Annotated in this window: 15 protein-coding genes; 6 read left to right on the forward strand and 9 right to left on the reverse strand. The window is 67.0% G+C overall.

From position 1 onward, the window contains the following. Window positions 1-7: 7 nt before the first annotated feature. Complete coding sequence (locus ACMZPQ_RS16135) at window positions 8-982, forward strand: ABC transporter substrate-binding protein (RefSeq protein ID WP_197580715.1); 975 nt, start codon at window positions 8-10, stop codon at window positions 980-982. Between the two features lie 96 nt (window positions 983-1,078). On the opposite strand, the gene ACMZPQ_RS16140 is transcribed toward ACMZPQ_RS16135, so the two are convergent. Beyond that, a complete protein-coding gene (locus ACMZPQ_RS16140) occupies window positions 1,079-4,195 on the reverse strand; it encodes a galactose-binding domain-containing protein (protein WP_197580714.1) in 3,117 nt (1,038 codons plus the stop codon). 498 nt (window positions 4,196-4,693) lie between these two features. Here ACMZPQ_RS16140 and ACMZPQ_RS16145 point away from each other — a divergent pair, with 498 nt between their 5' ends. Beyond that, complete coding sequence (locus ACMZPQ_RS16145; protein WP_197580754.1) at window positions 4,694-5,191, forward strand: helix-turn-helix transcriptional regulator; 498 nt, start codon at window positions 4,694-4,696, stop codon at window positions 5,189-5,191. A gap of 88 nt (window positions 5,192-5,279) precedes the next feature. Here the strand turns inward: ACMZPQ_RS16145 and ACMZPQ_RS16150 are convergent, their stop codons facing one another. The 4 genes from ACMZPQ_RS16150 to ACMZPQ_RS16165 all read right to left on the reverse strand — a co-directional run bounded on the left by ACMZPQ_RS16150 (window position 5,280) and on the right by ACMZPQ_RS16165 (window position 8,754). Continuing rightward, window positions 5,280-6,173: an SDR family oxidoreductase gene (locus ACMZPQ_RS16150; RefSeq protein ID WP_197580713.1), complete on the reverse strand. Its 894-nt coding sequence runs from the start codon at window positions 6,171-6,173 to the stop codon at window positions 5,280-5,282. Between the two features lie 23 nt (window positions 6,174-6,196). Continuing rightward, window positions 6,197-6,694 carry a DUF1097 domain-containing protein gene (locus ACMZPQ_RS16155; RefSeq protein ID WP_197580712.1) on the reverse strand — a complete coding sequence of 166 codons (498 nt, stop codon included), beginning with the start codon at window positions 6,692-6,694 and terminating at the stop codon, window positions 6,197-6,199. Between the two features lie 16 nt (window positions 6,695-6,710). Beyond that, a complete protein-coding gene (locus tag ACMZPQ_RS16160) occupies window positions 6,711-7,454 on the reverse strand; it encodes an SDR family oxidoreductase (protein WP_197580711.1) in 744 nt (247 codons plus the stop codon). Between the two features lie 223 nt (window positions 7,455-7,677). Next, window positions 7,678-8,754 (reverse strand): MBL fold metallo-hydrolase, encoded by a 1,077-nt coding sequence (locus ACMZPQ_RS16165; RefSeq protein ID WP_414485949.1) that lies wholly within the window; start codon window positions 8,752-8,754, stop codon window positions 7,678-7,680. A 104-nt stretch (window positions 8,755-8,858) separates the two neighbouring features. On the opposite strand from ACMZPQ_RS16165, the gene ACMZPQ_RS16170 reads away from it, so the two are divergent. Further along, window positions 8,859-9,470: a TetR/AcrR family transcriptional regulator C-terminal domain-containing protein gene (locus ACMZPQ_RS16170; protein ID WP_197580709.1), complete on the forward strand. Its 612-nt coding sequence runs from the start codon at window positions 8,859-8,861 to the stop codon at window positions 9,468-9,470. On the opposite strand, the gene ACMZPQ_RS16175 is transcribed toward ACMZPQ_RS16170, so the two are convergent. The 4 genes from ACMZPQ_RS16175 to ACMZPQ_RS16190 all read right to left on the reverse strand — a co-directional run bounded on the left by ACMZPQ_RS16175 (window position 9,467) and on the right by ACMZPQ_RS16190 (window position 13,174). Further along, window positions 9,467-11,413 carry an EAL domain-containing protein gene (locus ACMZPQ_RS16175; protein ID WP_197580708.1) on the reverse strand — a complete coding sequence of 649 codons (1,947 nt, stop codon included), beginning with the start codon at window positions 11,411-11,413 and terminating at the stop codon, window positions 9,467-9,469. The genes ACMZPQ_RS16170 and ACMZPQ_RS16175 overlap by 4 nt on opposite strands. A 95-nt stretch (window positions 11,414-11,508) precedes the next feature. Then, window positions 11,509-12,225 carry an SDR family NAD(P)-dependent oxidoreductase gene (locus ACMZPQ_RS16180; RefSeq protein ID WP_197580707.1) on the reverse strand — a complete coding sequence of 239 codons (717 nt, stop codon included), beginning with the start codon at window positions 12,223-12,225 and terminating at the stop codon, window positions 11,509-11,511. Window positions 12,226-12,254: 29 nt separating this feature from the next. Next, window positions 12,255-12,983 carry a GNAT family N-acetyltransferase gene (locus tag ACMZPQ_RS16185; RefSeq protein WP_197580706.1) on the reverse strand — a complete coding sequence of 243 codons (729 nt, stop codon included), beginning with the start codon at window positions 12,981-12,983 and terminating at the stop codon, window positions 12,255-12,257. A gap of 14 nt (window positions 12,984-12,997) precedes the next feature. Next, on the reverse strand, window positions 12,998-13,174 hold the full coding sequence (locus tag ACMZPQ_RS16190; RefSeq protein ID WP_239510792.1) for a hypothetical protein: 177 nt from the start codon (window positions 13,172-13,174) through the stop codon (window positions 12,998-13,000). 128 nt (window positions 13,175-13,302) lie between these two features. Between ACMZPQ_RS16190 and ACMZPQ_RS16195 the strand changes: the two genes are divergently transcribed. From ACMZPQ_RS16195 to ACMZPQ_RS16205, 3 genes are all read left to right on the forward strand, one after another. After that, window positions 13,303-14,106 (forward strand): APH(3')-II family aminoglycoside O-phosphotransferase, encoded by an 804-nt coding sequence (locus ACMZPQ_RS16195; RefSeq protein ID WP_197580705.1) that lies wholly within the window; start codon window positions 13,303-13,305, stop codon window positions 14,104-14,106. 82 nt (window positions 14,107-14,188) lie between these two features. Further along, window positions 14,189-14,791 (forward strand): TetR/AcrR family transcriptional regulator, encoded by a 603-nt coding sequence (locus ACMZPQ_RS16200; protein ID WP_197580704.1) that lies wholly within the window; start codon window positions 14,189-14,191, stop codon window positions 14,789-14,791. Beyond that, entirely contained in the window at window positions 14,788-15,822 is a 1,035-nt protein-coding gene (locus tag ACMZPQ_RS16205) for a DUF418 domain-containing protein (protein WP_197580703.1), read from the forward strand. The genes ACMZPQ_RS16200 and ACMZPQ_RS16205 overlap by 4 nt, the downstream gene beginning before the upstream one ends. Window positions 15,823-15,913 lie beyond the last annotated feature (91 nt).

Below are 15,913 nucleotides of genomic sequence, written 5' to 3' on the forward strand. Positions count from 1 at the left end.
GAACGCCATGAGCCCTGCAGCACCGCGTGGACCGTCGCGCAGCACCCTGTTGATCGTGGGCGTGCTGGTCATCGGCATCGCTGGCATCGTCTATTCGCGCGTGCGCCAGGCACCGGATGCCGGCACCGTGGCAGTGGCCAGCCTGGCCGGCGCGAACACCGCCGTGCTGAAGGGCACGCTCGATCCGAAGGCGCAGGCGTTGATTCCCGCTGGCTACCGCTTCGTCACGCCCGGCACGTTCACCGTGGCCACCCACCCGGGGCAGCTGCCACTGGCCGACTATGGTGCCGACAGCAAGGAGGTGGTCGGCATCGAGCCGGACATCGCGCGGCTGATTGCCGATGCGCTGGGCCTGAAGCTGGTGATCGTGCCGGTGGCCTGGGCCGACTGGCCACTGGGACTGGAATCAGGCAAGTACGATGCGGTGCTCTCGAACGTGACGGTCACCGAAGAGCGCAAGAAGAAGTTCGATTTCTCCAGCTACCGCTACGACCTGCTGGGCATCTATACGCGCAGCGACGGGCCGATCCGGAAGATCGACAAACCCGCCGACGTGGCCGGGCTGAAGGTGGTGGTCGGTGCTGCCACCAACCAGGACCAGATCCTGCGGCAGTGGGACCAGCAGAACATCGCCGCCGGGCTGAAGCCGGTGGAATATCAGTACTTCGATGATGCGGTGGTGGGGCGGCTTGCGGTGATCACCGGCCGTGCCGACGTCTCGTTCGAGCCCAATGCCACCGGCGCCTACTCGGCGCGCGACGGCAAGGTACGGCGCGTTGGCCTGTTCCCCGGTGGCTGGCCGAACGCTGCGGCGATCTCGGTGACCACGCGCAAGGGCAGCGGCCTTGCCGACGCAGTGACACAGGCGCTGAACACCCAGATCGGCAGCGGCACGTATGCGCAGGCGCTGGCGCGCTGGAACGTGGCCGAGGAAGCAGTGCCGCAGTCGCAGACCAATCCGCCGGGGTTGCCCGCACTCTGACGCCGGGCATAGCCCGGCGCTACCGCTGCTTTTGTAGAGCCGAGCCATGCTCGGCTGCAGTTCGCTCGGTGCGCGATGAGTCGAGCAAGCTCGACGCTACCAGCGCGCTTCCAGTGTCCGGAATGGCTTCGCCAGGCGCACACCCTCGGCATCGAACGCGGTGACCGAGCGACCATCCACCCGCACCGCCTTCGGCACCTTCCGGTTCGGCCACCAGACCTTCACCGCCGTGTCGTTGCGCAGCCCATTGCCCAGGGTGACCGTCAGCGCGCCGTCGCGCTGCCGCGCCTGCATCTGCAACGTGCCATACGCGGTCGGCAGGCGCTCCACCGCCAGCCCGTCACCGGCCACCCAGGACGGCGGAGTGCCCGGCAGCAATGACAGCCCATCATCGTCTTCGCGCATCAACATGCCGAACAGCGTACGGCCGTACTCGGCGCCAATCCAGGTGTGCGGCATGTCACCCAGATAGCGCGGGAAACGCAGCCGCGAATGCACGACTTCGGCCAGCACCTGCCACTGCAGCGGGCGCCGGTCATGCAGCAGGCCCTGCAGCAGTTCGTCGGCGGCATCGGGCTGGCCCAGATGCACGTAGCTCAATACGTTGCGGATCTCGTACGGCGTGTAGGCATACAGCGCATCGGGCTGGTTGCGCTTGCGCACGTCCTCCAGATAGCGGGCGAAGGTCGTGCGCAGCGCTTCAGCGGGCAGCACGCTCTGCGCACCGGTCGGATCCAGCGCGATCGAGACGCCGGTTGGATCGCCATCACCCAGATCGGCCGAGGACGGGATGAAGTCGATGCCCTTCCAGGCCATGGTCGCGCGGATCGAGGCATGCAGTGCGTCATACAGCGCCTTGTACTGCTGGCGTGCCCACACGGCAGTCTCGTGATCGCCCAGTGTGTCGGCCAGCCATGCACCATCGTGCCAGCCCTTCAGGCCCCAGTAGTCATCCCAGTAGCTGTGGGTCGGTGATGGGTAGCCCTCGTGGCTGATCGATGGCGCGAGGATGCCGGCGAATCGCTCAGGCGCCGGCTGGTCGGCCATGTAACCGGGTACCAGCGTGCGCTCGCGCAGCTGCTGCAGGAACCGCAGCGCCGCCTTCACTTTCGGCAGGTACGCACGCACCGACTCTGGCCCGCCATCGAGGCGGGCGACATCGGCAACCAGCGCCACATACTGGCCCTGGCTGTCGTACTCGATGTCCGAACCGAAACCGGTGTTGACGCTGCCATCGTCGTTGAGGATCGGCGAGACCAGTCCGTTGGCGTGCACGCCGTGCTCGCTGTACCAGGCCAGGTAGTCGCGCGCGACCTTGGCTTCACCCATGCGCAGCAGCACCGCCGAGGTGGCCATGCCGTCGCGGATGAAGGAGCGGTTGTAGTTGCGTGGCCCCGGCTGCATGGCGGGGCCGGTCTGGTTGATCAACATGTACGCCGCCTGCGCGCGCAGCATGTCCACCAGCGAAGGATCGGGCAGGCGCAGCCCCACCTGGCCCAGCCGTGCCTGCCAATCCGCCGAGGCCTGCGCGGCCAGCGTGTCGAACGCTGCATCGGCGTCGTGTGGCAGCGAGGACAGGTCGAGCGGCGGCGCTTCCGGCAATGCAGCGTTGGCATCGGCGGCGGCGGTCCCCAACGGGAAGGCGACCACAACGGCATCGCTGGCCCCGGGCGGCAGCGAAAAACGATAGCTGAGGGCCGCGGCGGCAAGCCCGTGGTCATCCCGTGCCTGTTGCGTACTGGGCAGCGTGCCGGCGGCGATGGCGGCAGTGATTTCCGTTGCACCTTCCGCACCGAAGGGCGCGGCGCCCGACGCCGTCACCGGGGTGAGTGAATGCAGCAGGGTACGGCCATTGATGCGCACCGCCTGACCTTCGACGGACACGTCGCGGATGGATGACAGGCCACCGTTCTGCCACGGCGGGTTCATCTGCATCGGGCGAACAACCAGGGTCAGCGTGCCGTTGATCGTGGTCGTACCGCTGTTGTGCAGCCGGTGGCGAACAAGGGTGACCGGCTGCCCGTCGCGCTCAATGGCGAAGGCCTCGCTGCGCAGCTCCAGTCCGGGCTGCGGCGCCCAGGTGGCCGACGGCATCGGCTTCCAGCCATCGCGCAGGGCATGCTGCACCGTCTGCCCGGCGGCACCCGCGGCATGCCCGTCGGCATTGCGCCAGATCGGCTGCACCAGCGGTGCGCCCTTGAAGGCTTCGAGGTTGCCGTATTCGTCGAAGATCGATTTCTGCCGGCCCGCGTGCACACCCACGGCGGTCCAGTAGGTCTGCTGCATCTGCAGCGAGGCAGGGAACAGGGCACGTTGCGCACCGCTGGCAGCAATCTGGTAACGCTTCATCGGCGTCATCACCGCCTTCGGGCCCAGCAGGCGGATGCGGGCGATCTGCGCAGCGTCGCCGTGCACCGTCAACCGCAGCGCCTGGATGTCGAGTGGCGCGCTGGCGGCGAGAAAGCTCTGCTGCCGGGTTGCGGCCTGCGCATCCTTTGCCAGCTCGTGCCAGCGCCCTTTGCCATCCTGGGCCTGCAAGACTGCGGCACCGTGCACGCTGGCCCAGTCCACCGCCAGTCCAGTGCTCGGCTGCGGGCGTGGCAACGTGATGTCGAGCGTATGGACGCCACCCCTGCCAGCGGGAATGGCTACCGCACTGCCGCCTTGCCACAGCGCCGCGGACTGCGTGGCATCGAGTCCCACCACGCGCGCACTGAGCGACGTATCGAGCGGTTCCATTTCGAAGATCGACACGCCCCAGTCGGAGGTGCGCTGCGGACTGGCCAGGCGCAGGTAGCGGGCCTGGCGTGGCGCGAAGTACAGCGTTTCGACGCCCCCGAGTGAATCGCTCATGGTGTAGGCGGTCTGCCACTGCGTCCCGTCCAGCGAGGTCTGCAGCACGTAGCCCTCGGGATTGGAGACATCCCAGGTGAGACGCACGCCAGCGAGCGTGGCCGGCGCGCCGAGGTCGACCTGGAACCAGTGGCCCGGACTGAATGCACCACCGGTCACCGTGCTCGGATCGTTGTCGATCAGGTGGCGGATGGCCATGGCCGGAACCTGCTGCGACGAAGCACTGGCCTGCCACTGGTCGCGCGGTGGCAGGTTCTGGGCATGCGCGGAAAGGGCCAGCCCGACTAACAGCAGGGCTGCGGTGGGGCGGAAAGAGGAGGGCAGCGTGAGGACCGTGGAGCGTTCAACGCGAAATGCCATTACAGACAGCCTCGCAGGTTCGGCCAGGATCGGGCGAGCGCTACGCTAGCAAGGGATGTAATCGCTTACATGACGCGCTGCGGTAAACGATGCAGCGGGCGCTGACGGATGTGGCTCTGGACGCATGGCCAGGATTGCCTAGGGTCATTGCTCGAGGTTGAAATGTCACGGTTGTCATTTGACAACCGTTGTGTGTCATGTGCAGACTAGGGAGAACAAGGAATGTCTCGTGCTCGTCATCCCGACAAGGACATCGAATGGGTACTGCGGTTCGCGGAAGCTCGAGGTTGGACCCTCCGTGTAGGTGGGAGCCATGCGTGGGGCCGCATGTATTGCCCTTACAACGACACCGACTGCCGATGCGGAGAATTCTGCGTCGTGAGCATCTGGAGCACGCCGCGCAGTCCTGGCAATCACGCGCGCGCCTTGCGCCGCGTGGTCGAGAACTGCAGTCGTGAGCAATGAAATCAGGCTTCGATGGAAATGAGGTGGCAGATGATGGAATTCAATTTCACCCTGAAGTATCGCTTGCCGGACATCTGCGATGACCTGGGAGTGCTCGAGCGGCGGCTGGTAGAGGCGGGATGTGACGATGCCCTTCTGGGCAGCGGCCTGCCCGGAAGAATGGCGCTGGCCTTCTGCCGTGACGCCGACAGCGCGGTGGCGGCGTTGTGCTCGGCCGTCGATGACGTGCAACGGGCCGTGCCGGGTGCCGAACTGGTGGAAGTGGGCCCCGATCTGGTGGGGCTCACCGACGTGGCCGATCTGCTCGGGGTGTCGCGACAGAACATGCGGAAGCTCATGCTGGCCAACCCGCAGTCGTTTCCGTCCCCGGTGCACGACGGCTCAACCTCCATCTGGCATCTCGCCGACATTCTGGGGTGGCTGCGCGCGCGCGGCAGCGAGAAAGTCACCACGGAAATGTCCGATCTCGCCGCCGCCGCACTGCAGCTAAATCTGGCTCGCGAAGGACGCAGGCTGCAGCCCAAGGTGTAGTGCAGGGCTACCGCATCAGCGCCGTCATCACCGATTGCGTCCTGCAGGGCGCCCGAAGGCGCCTTGCGGGTGCGCTGCCACTCCCGCTTCAACCTCGTGGCGAAAGCAGGTCTGCGAGACCGATTGCGGTGTACATCTCGCGTCGCATGCGATCGGCAACGGCATTGACCACTTCCGCGCCGTCCTGTGAAGGGTCAACATGTACCCGGAAGGGGCGGCGCCCGTGTGGCAGGCCCACCACCCGCACGATCTGCCGCGCGACATCCTCCGGATCTGCATCCGCAGGCTCCAGCCCAGCCAGGCCCTTCATCACCTGGTCGGCGACGCCGGCGTAGGGGCCGTCTTCATACTCGGCCGTGATGGCGGTATCGGCGGGCGTGCCCGAATGGAGGAAGTGGTTGGTGCCCTTGGTGAATGCACCCGGCACCATGATCGTGGTTTCGATGCCCCACCGCGACAGTTCGGTTGAATAGGACACGGCCACTGCATCCATGGCCGCCTTGGCGGCGAAGTAGGGCGCAAGGAACGGTGGAGTGCCACCACGTGTGGAGGACGAGCCGATCCAGACGAGCAGGCCGCTGCCGCGGTGGCGCATGTGCGGAAGCGCGGCGCGGTTCACGCGCTGTGTGCCCAGTACGTTGACGTCGTACTGCTGCATCAGCTGTTCCGGGGTGAACGCTTCGGCCGGGCCGAACACCATGTGGCCGGCGTTGTGCACGATGACGTCGAGCGCGCCTGCTTCGGCCAGCACGTGTTCGACCGCGGCGTGGCTGGACGCGTCCGATTGTACGTCCAGTTCGACGGTACGAAGGGCGGCGTGATGTGCGTCTGCCCACTGTGCGATGTCGGCCACACGCGTTGCATTGCGCCCGCGTGTTTCCCGCATCGAGGCGTAGACGACGTGGCCGGCAAGGGCCAGTGCCTTGGCGGTCATCAGGCCGAAGCCGGAGGATGCGCCGGTGATGAGGATGGTGTGTGACATGGGAGCTCCAGAAGAAGAGAGGGTCATGGCCGGGCGCGGGCCAACAGGCGCTGCGGCACGGTGTGCGCGGTCCAGGCGGCCAGTGAGCCAAGCGCGCTGGCAGCTGCCAGCTCGAAGAGATGGGTGAGCGATGGTTCCAGGTGGGCAGCGAACCAGGCGACCAGGCCCAGGAAGTACCCCAGCAGGTTGTTCAGCACCGGCAGGCCACGCAAGGCGACCACGCACAGCGCTACGACCAGCACGACGGCGGGTACGGCCAACGAGGGGCCCAGCGACGGAGCGAGCAGGCCGACTGCAAGTGTGGCCAGCGCGCCGATGCACAGTCCGAACCAGACGCAGGCCAGGTTCTCGATCGTCGAGCGCGCGCCCTGCAAGCGGGTGAAGAAGGCAATCCAACCAACGAACATCGTCCACACCGGCCAACCGGCATGCAGCGCACCGGCAGCGGCAAAGGCTGCGGTGACCGCTGCGGTCACCGTGACGAGGGCGTAAGCGCCGCGGGAAACGGGGATCGGATTCATGGCATCTCTCCGTGGTTCAGACCGCGCCGCCGTTGGCACGCAGAACCTGACCGTTGATCCACCCGCCGTCGGTGCCAGCCAGGAAGGCCACGGCCGCTGCGATGTCATCCGGCGTACCCAGGCGTTCAAGGGGGCTCATCTTTGCCAACCGGTCGATCAGTTCGGCTGACTTGCCTTCCAGGAACAGGCTCGTTGCCGTCGGGCCCGGTGCCACGGCGTTCACGGTGATGCCGCGGCCGCGCAGTTCCTTGCTGAGGATGGCGCTCATGGCTTCCACCGCCGCCTTGCTTGCGGCATAGACGCCGTAACGCTCGAGCTTGAATCCGACCACGCTGGTGGACAGGGTGACGATGCGGCCGCCATCGCGAACACGTCGCGCGCTCTCGCGCAGCACATTGAAGGCACCCTTCAGGTTGATGGCGATGAGGCGGTCGAACAGCGCGTCTTCGCTTTCGGCCAGCGAAGCGAGTTCCAGTACTCCGGCACTGTTCACGACCACATCGATACCGCCGAAGCGGGCCTCGATTGCATCGAACAGGGACTGCACGGACTGCGGGTTGGCAACATCGGCTTGAAGCGCGATGGCCTGGCCACCCTTGGCCATCAGCTCGGTGGCCAGCGCTTCGGCTTCTTCGTGACGGCCGGCATAATTGATGGCAACCGCAAAGCCGTCGGCGACGAGGCGGCGGGAGATGGCGGCACCGATGCCGCGCGAGCCGCCGGTGACAAGGGCAACGGGGGCTGAGGAAGCGATGTTCATGTTCAGATCCAGGAAGGCGCACCCACATGGCGCACGGTCATCCTGAGCGTAATTGCCGGACGGATAATCCCCCTCGATCCGGCAACATCATCCGGCGGTTCGAACAATCAGGCCGCCGACCCGCCGTACCCCCTCGTCCGGGCCGCCTGAGGCGGCTGTGCCTGCTGCAACACCCGCGCGAGGCGGGTGCGGCAGAGGGTTCCAGGCAGGGCGGGGCGGCAGGCTACAACTGCACCTGCTCCCACCAGCGCGTGCCGGCGCTCGGCGCCTGCATGTCCAGTGCTTCGCCCATCATCGGCGTGGCCACCGGCACGTTGCTTGCTGCGGCCAGCGCGGTGATGCGCTCGAACGGTTGCTGCCAGGCATGCAGGGCCAGGTCGAAGGTCCCGTTGTGGATCGGCAGCAGCCACTTGCCGCGCAGGTCCAGGTGCGCCTGCAGCGTCTGTTCCGGTTGCATGTGTACGAACGCCCAGCGAGGGTCATACGCGCCGGTTTCGATCATGGTGAGGTCGAACGGGCCGTACTTCTCGCCGATGGCCTTGAAGCCATCAAAGTAACCGGTGTCGCCGCTGAAGAAGATGCGGAAGTCACCGTCCTGGATCACCCACGACACCCACAGGCTGCGGTCACTGTCGCCCAGCCCACGGCCGGAAAAATGCTGGCCCGGGGTAGCGGCCAGGCGCAGGCCGCTGGCTTCGGTGGATTGCCACCAGTCCAGTTGTTCCACCTTGGCGGCGTCCACGCCCCAGGCGATGAGCTGGTCGCCCACCCCCAGCGGGGCAATGAAGCGTGCAGTCTTGCCGGCCAGCTGCATCACGGCTGCATGATCGAGATGGTCGTAGTGGTTGTGCGAGAGGATCACGCCGGCGATCGGCGGCAGTTCGTCGATGCTGATTGGCGGCGCGTGGAAGCGCGCCGGGCCCATCCACTGCACCGGGGATGCGCGCTCGGAGAACACCGGGTCGGTGAGCCAATACTGGCCGCGCAGCTTCAGCAGGATCGTCGAGTGCCCCAGCCGGAACAGGCTGCGGTCGGGCGCGGCGTCCAGGCGGGCGCGGTCCAGCGGCAGCACTGGAATCGGGTTCGCCGGCACCGTGCCCTTGGGCTTGTTGAACAGGAACGTCCACCAGATCTCCGCGCCGTCGCGCAGGCCCATTGCCGGCCGCGGCAGGGCGTTGCGGAACTTGCCGTCGCGGTACTGCGGCGAATCGGGGAAGTCGGGGAGGGTCCAGGACTTGCAGAAGGTGTAGGCGGTCACGGCGAGGATTCCAAGCAAAAGGACAAGGAGCAGGCGCTTCATGGGTGACGTCCGCTGGGTACACTGCACAGTGTAGTTTCGTGTTTTTCAAAAGTACACTGCCCGGTGTAAAATGTGCGCATCCGTTCAGCTGACTGGTTCCTGCCATGCCCCGTGCCCCGCAACGCCTGACCGACCGCAAACGCGAGGTCATCGTGCGCGCGGCGGTGGAGGAGTTCCGTGCGTCGGGGTACGAGGCCACCAGCATGGACCGCATCGCCGAAGCGGCCGGAGTGTCCAAGCGCACCGTCTACAACCACTTCCCAAGCAAGGAAGCGTTGTTCTCGATGATCCTGGAGGCGCTGTGGGAGCGCAGCGTGGCCAGCGACACCCTGCCGTATCGCGCCGACCAGCCGCTGCCCGCACAGCTGCTGCAGCTTGTGGGGCAGAAGCTGGAGCTGCTCAGTGACGCCAACTTCATCGACCTGGCGCGGGTGGCGATGGCCGAGATCATCCATTCCCCCGAGCGCGCGCAGGCGATCGTCTGCCGCATGGGCGAGAGGGAAAGCGGAGAGAGTGCGTGGATCCGTGCGGCGATCGCTGACGGGCGCCTGCGCAAGGTCGATCCGGAATTTGCCGGGCACCAGCTGCACGGCCTGGTGAAGAGCTTCGCGTTCTGGCCGCAGGTGACGATGGGGCAGGCACCGTTGAACGCCGAGGAGCGCGCGCGCGTGGCCGAGTCCGCGGTGGCGATGTTCCTGGGCTACTACGCGATCTAGCTGGCGGCGAAGCGGCGGAATTCGTCCGCTGGCAGTGCGGCCGAATACAGATAGCCCTGGCCGACATCCACGCCCAGTGCGCGCAGTTGCTGTTCCTGCGCCAGGGTCTCGGTGCCTTCGGCCACCACGATCGCGCCGCAGCGATGCGCGACTTCGACGATGAAGCGCACGATGGACTGTGACTTGGCATCGCACAGCGTGGCGATCAACGCCTGCTCGATCTTGACCTCGGCGATGGCCAGCTGCGAGAGCAGGATCAGGGTCGAATAGCCGGCGCCGAAATCATCCAGGGACAAGCTCACGCCTGCGGCCAGCAGCTGCGCGATGTTGGCGTCGACCACGTCGCGCTCGACGATCTCGGTCCATTCAACGATCTCCAGGCGCAGCATCGCACCGGGGACGTCGTGCAGCTGCAGCAGTTCCTGCAGGCGCAGGCCGAAGTCGGGAAGGCGCAGGGATTCGGCCGAGACGTTGACTGCCACCTTCAGCTGCATGCCGTCGCGCCGGCACTGCTGGAGGAAGCGGATGGCCGACTGCAGCGTGGCCCATTCCAGTTCCGCCAGCCGGCCCTGCCGACGCAACAGGGAGATCACGCGCATCGGCGAGATCAGCCGACCCTCGCCGTCGCGCATCCGCAGCAGGGCTTCGGCACCGACCAGCTGACGGTCCTGCAGGCGGTGCTTGGGTTGGTAGCACAGGGGCGCGTCAGCGTGCTGCAGCCAGTGTTCGAGCGCGCTTTCGATCAATGCGTCGATCTCACTGTCGCGCTGGATCGGATCATCGAAGAACACCACGCCCGATTCGATCGTGCTCAGCGCCAGGGTAATCGCTCGGAAGGGCAGATGCCCGTCCTCGGTGTCGCCCGGCGGCTTCAGCTCCACAACCGCGCAGCGGAACAGCGGGCGGAAGCCCGGCCACTCCTGGCCGACCCGGTCGGCCAGCCCAGAGGCCAGCTCGTTGATCTGCGGCTGCGCGCGCAGTTCAGACAGCGACATGCCGTGGACGAGAATTGCCAGCGCCGCATCACCGAACTGGTAGATCTCCAGCCTGTCCGCCGGCAGTGATGGCAGCAGGCGGTGCACATCGTCGCTGCTGTCGCGCCGCCACAGTCCGTTGTCCTGCAACGGCCCGTAACGCAGGCGAAGATCGCGCAGGTTGCCCATCTCGACCACGATCAGGCAGGCTTTGCCGATGCCATCGTGATCGCGCCAGTAGTGCTGCAGGCGTTCGCCGAGCGCGCGCATGTTCGGCAAGCCGCTGATCGGGTCGATGCGGAGCCAGGCCTGCTCGCGCTGGCGCTGGGCATCGATCTGCGCATCGTTGTAGACCAGCGCGAACACGGCGCCGAGCACCAGCAGCGAAACCGGCAGGGCCAGCAGGCGCTGGATTGCCAGTTCGTCCACCGGCAGCTGGTCGGCGCCGATGATCGCCACGCCCAGCACCAGGCCCAGTGCGGTGACGCCGATGCGCACGCCCCAGGCCTGCAGGATCATGGGCAGCGAGAGTTCGTTGAGCATGCGCGGGTGCAGGCGCCCGCGCAGCCAGATGCCGGCCAGCATCTGCAGTGTGGATTCCAGGCTCGCCGGCAGGAAGAACTGGGTGCCGGTGAACTGGTAGCGCGCCAGCAGGCTGGCGGCCAGGCAGGCCAGGCCGCCGCGCCAGCCACCGAGCAGGCCGCTGACCAGCAGGATGTCGAAGCCGAGGTGGAGTTTGACCACGCCCTGGGTATAGCGGGCCACGAACCAGGAATTGAACAGGTAGATCAGGCCGAGTGCCACGCCCACATACAGGCGGCGCCCTTCGATGGCATGACCGGCGCGGCGGGTGGCGATCAGCAGCACGCCGATCATGCCGATCACCGCGGTGGCCTGCAGCAGGTACAGCGGCAGGCTGGGCAGGGCACTGTCCAGGACCTGGGCCGTAACCCGTGAAAGCGCATCCATAGCAGGTTCCCGCCTGTGACCGACAGCCAGTGAGGAGCAGGGTAAACCACGGCCGCGCGCGCGGCCACTGATGCCCCGACGCGCTGGCCGCCGGGTCAGTAACGCGGGTCGGCGATGGCCGGCAGCACCAGTTCGCGCACGAAGCCTGAGGGCGACAGCTGCAGCAGTGCACGCACCATGGTCACCACGTCGTGCACGGGTACCAGCTCGCCTTCGCCGCGCGCTGCGGCGTCAGCCACCGGTACCGACAACGCATCGTCGGTATTGAGATACACGAGCTGCAGGCTGGTGACCGCCAGGCGACGCTCGCGGAAGCCTTCGCGCAGCGCATCGGCGATGCCGTTGAGCGCGAACTTCGAAGCACCAAAGGCTACTTCCGGGCGACCACTGCGTGGCAGTGCCGAGGTGGAACCGGTCAGCACCAGCTGCGGGCGTGGCGCGTTCAGTACGCGGGGCAACAGTCGCTGCAGCAGCATCAGGGTGGCGGTGATGTTGACGTCGACCAGCTGCGCGAGCGCGGCATCGCTTTCATCGAGGAAGGCGTACTCGTCGCTGAAGGCCTTGTCTTCCCAGATGCCGAGGTTGTGGATCAGCACATCGATATCGGCCGGTGCCTGCGCCGCGATATGGTCGGCAGCGTCGGTTGGCCGCGACAGGTCCGCTTCGATCCATTGCAGCTCGACGCCTTCGGGACAGGCAATGTCGCGCGGGCGACCGCGCGAGACGCCGATGACGGTGTCGCCCGGGCCGCACAGGTCTTCGACGAATGCCCGACCGAGGCCCCTGCTGGCGCCGATGACCATCAATTTCATGTTGCTTCCTTGGTTGTGCAGTGGCGGCATCAGTGGGCCGCCAGGATGAGGTCCCAGTCGCCGAACGCGCGCAGGCCGCTGCGTTCGGCAGTGGTGATGGAGGCCGTGTTGTCGAGCTGGCATCGGTACTGCGGCTGCAACCCGGAGGCCTGGGCGGATATGGCCATCGTCTGCACGAGCCGGCGTGCATGACCACGCCCACGGGCTTCGGGCAGTGTCAGCACGCCCATGTCGGCGAGTGCCGGATCCAGGCTCCACGGGTACAGGCTGCCGGCCGCGACCAGCTGCTCGCCGTCGAAGGCACCGAACACCTGCCAGTGGTCGAGCTCGACCCAGGCCGCATCGAGATCCTCTTTGCTGGCGCTGGCCTGGAACGCACTGAACACAGCAGTGTCGGCTGGAGCGAGGCGGCGGATGTGGGGCGGTGCAGGGTGCTCGGCCAGTGCCGCAAGTTCTGCAGCAGGGAAATAGAAGAGGCGGTCGGCGCCATGCGTGCGCTGGCCGACGTCGATCAGCCGCTGCCGCAGCTGTGCGAGTGTCCAATGCGCGCGTGCGTACAGTTGCAGGCGTTCCGCCAGGACTGGGCGCAGCACCGCGCGCGCAGGACCAGCAAGCGGTTGCAGCAGCATGCCGTCCTCACCCTCGTCTAAATCATCGCTGCAGGCCAGGTACAGCAGGGGATCGTCCTGCAGCATGCGCTCACCCGCGCAGATGCGCCGCCAGCTGGCATCGATCATCGGGGCAAACGCATCATCCATGACAGTGGTCTCGCTCAGTGCCGGGGCAGATCCACCTGCAGGCCGGACGCCTTCCATTCGGGGTAGCCGGCGGGGAGCTGCTGCGCCGCCAGTCCGGCCTCGTCCAGCATCGCCAGCGCATCGTTGGACAGCACGCAGCAGGGCCCGTGGCAGTCGGCGACAATGTGGACGGCGCGTGGCCGTTCGTCCATCCATGCATGCCGTTCCGTAACGGGAATGTTCAGCGCGCCAGGCACAGCTCCATCATTGGTGCTGTTGACGGGGGGCATGCCGGATGAGCGAGAATCCGTGCAGTCATCGGCAGCAGGCGTTCCCCGGCATGGAAGCAACCCACGCGCGCATGGATGGCATGCCCCTGCCTCACGCCTGGCAGGAAGCGCTGGCCGACGCGCGCATTGAACGGCAGTCGATCGGTGTATCGCGTGCGGACGTTGCCCGCGTGCATCGTCCAGGGCAGGCCGACGCCTTCCTGAAATCGGAAGTGATCGACGCCTTCAGTGAGCTGGGCGACGAGATAGCGCGCCTGCGCTGGCTGCAGGTGCAGGGCCAGCCGGCGCCGACGGTGATCGCTACCGCCGAGGAGGCGGGGCGGCGCTGGCTGCTGATGAGTGCGTTGCCCGGCCACGATCTGGCCTCGTCGCCGGCGCTCGTGCCCCAGCACCTGGTGGAGCTGCTGGCCGATGCGCTGCGGGGCCTGCATGCCCTGCCGGTGGCGACTTGTCCGTTCGACCAGCGGCTGGCCTCGCGCCTGCAGGCCGCGCAGGCACGCGTCGAAGCCGGTGTGGTCGACGCCGACGACTTCGACGACGAACGCCTGGGCCAGAGCGCGCAACAAGTCTTTGTCGAGCTTTGCGCCAGCCGGCCGGAAGATGAAGACCTGGTGGTTTGCCATGGTGATGCCTGCCTGCCCAACCTGATGGTGGCCGACGGCTGCTTCAGCGGTTTCATCGATTGCGGACGCTTGGGCGTGGCCGACCGCTACCAGGACCTGGCATTGGCCGCGCGCAGCCTGGTGCACAATTTCGGTGACACGCGGTGGGTGGCGCCGCTGTTCCAGCGTTACGGCGTGATCGCCGATGAGCGGCGGTTGGCGTTCTATCGGTTGCTCGACGAGTTCTTCTGAGGCCGGCAGGGGCTGAACGCTGGCCTGCCAGACGCTTCGAGTGCACTTTGAAATTGACGAACGTTCGTTCACTATTCGCGCCATGAGCCGAATCGACCGCAATGAGCAGCGCGTGGCCCTGATCCTGCAGGCGGCGCTGCAATGCTTCCTCGCCAAGGGCTTCCACCAGACCAGCATGCGCGACATCGCGCAGGCGGCCGGTGTCAGCCTGGGCAATCTCTACAACCACTTCCCGGGCAAGGAGGCGATCATCCTTGCGGTGGCCGTGGCCGAAAGCGAGGAACTGGCTCCGATGCTGCAGCGGCTGGCGGCGGTCGACGGCGAGCGCGCGCAGGTGCTGGCATTCCTGCAGGACTTCCACGCGTTGTGCCGGCAACCGGAGTGGGCAACGCTCGCGGTCGAGGTGCTGGCCGAGAGCGCACGCAACCCTTCCGTCGCCGAGGCCTTCGCGGCCAATCGCAGGCAGTTGCAGCAGGCGCTGGCCGATGCCCTGCAGCGTGTTGCGCAGCGCGAGCGGCGGCGCCCGGCGCTGGCCCCGGCGCTGGCCCCGGCACTGCAGGCGCAGGTGTTGCTGGATGCGATCGAAAGCGATGCGCTGCGCCAGGGGCTGGGCGAGGCCGATGAGGCGGATGGCGAGCCGCTGGATATCGGGCTGCTGGTACTGCTGTTGGGTGCACGTGCGTGAGCGCCGCCGACCGGCGCCTGCACGGCCTGGATCTGGCACGCTACCTCGCGCTGGCCGGCATGGTGCTGGTCAACTTCCGTCTGGCGATGGCCGTGCCGGCAGAGGGTGCGGGTGGGCTGGCGGGCTTCTTCCACCTGCTGGAAGGCAAGGCCTCGGCGACCTTCGTCACCCTGGCCGGGCTGGGTCTGATGCTCGCTACGCAACGGCAGGCGTGGTGGCCGGCCAGCGTGCAGACCTGGCGCCGTGCCGTGTTCCTGCTGGTGCTGGGCCTGCTCAATCTGGCCCTGTTTCCGGCCGACATCCTTCACTACTACGCGGTGTACTTCGCGCTGGCGGTGTGCTGGCTGCGTGCGTCGCCACGGGTGTTGCTGGCCAGCATCGTCGGCTTGGCCGCCGGCTCGTTCTGGGCGCTGCTGCAGTGGGACTACAGCGAAGGCTGGAACTGGCAGACGCTGGATTATGCCGGCCTGTGGCAATGGCCCGGTGTGGCGCGGAACCTGTTGTTCAACGGCTTCCATCCGCTGCTGCCATGGCTGTGCTTCTTCCTGCTGGGCATGCTGCTGGCGCGCCTGCCGTTGTCGCAGCTTCGGGTGCAGCGTGCGCTGCTGGTGCTGGGCCTGACGCTGATCGCGGCCGGGTATGGCGTGCAGCAGCTGGCGCAGGGAACGCCCTGGCAGCCGTGGCTGGGAACGCAGCCAATGCCGCCGGGTCCGGCCTATGTGCTTACCGGTGCAGGTGCGGCCTGCAGTGTGATCGCGGCCTGCCTGTGGCTGGTGCGTGTACGCCCGGGTGTGTGGCTGGAACCGTTCACGGCGGCGGGTCGAATGACGCTGACCCTGTACGTCGGGCATATCCTGCTGGGCATGGGTACGCTGGAAAGCCTCGGCCTGCTGGATGGCCGCGCCTCGCTCGCCTCGGTGCTGGTGTGGGCGCTGCTGTTCCTGATGCTGGCGACCGGCGCGGCCTGGCTGTGGTCGTGGCAGTTCGCACGCGGCCCGCTGGAGGCGCTGATGCGACGCGTGGCGGGTTAGCCCCTTGGCCGCGCAGGCGCTGTGCTGTGACGGACATGTCTGTGTCGCAGCGAACACATCTGCGATAGTAGCGGCAGGCAATACTTTCCGT

Source organism: Stenotrophomonas maltophilia, from assembly GCF_047497515.2.
Taxonomy (GTDB): Bacteria; Pseudomonadota; Gammaproteobacteria; order Xanthomonadales; family Xanthomonadaceae; genus Stenotrophomonas.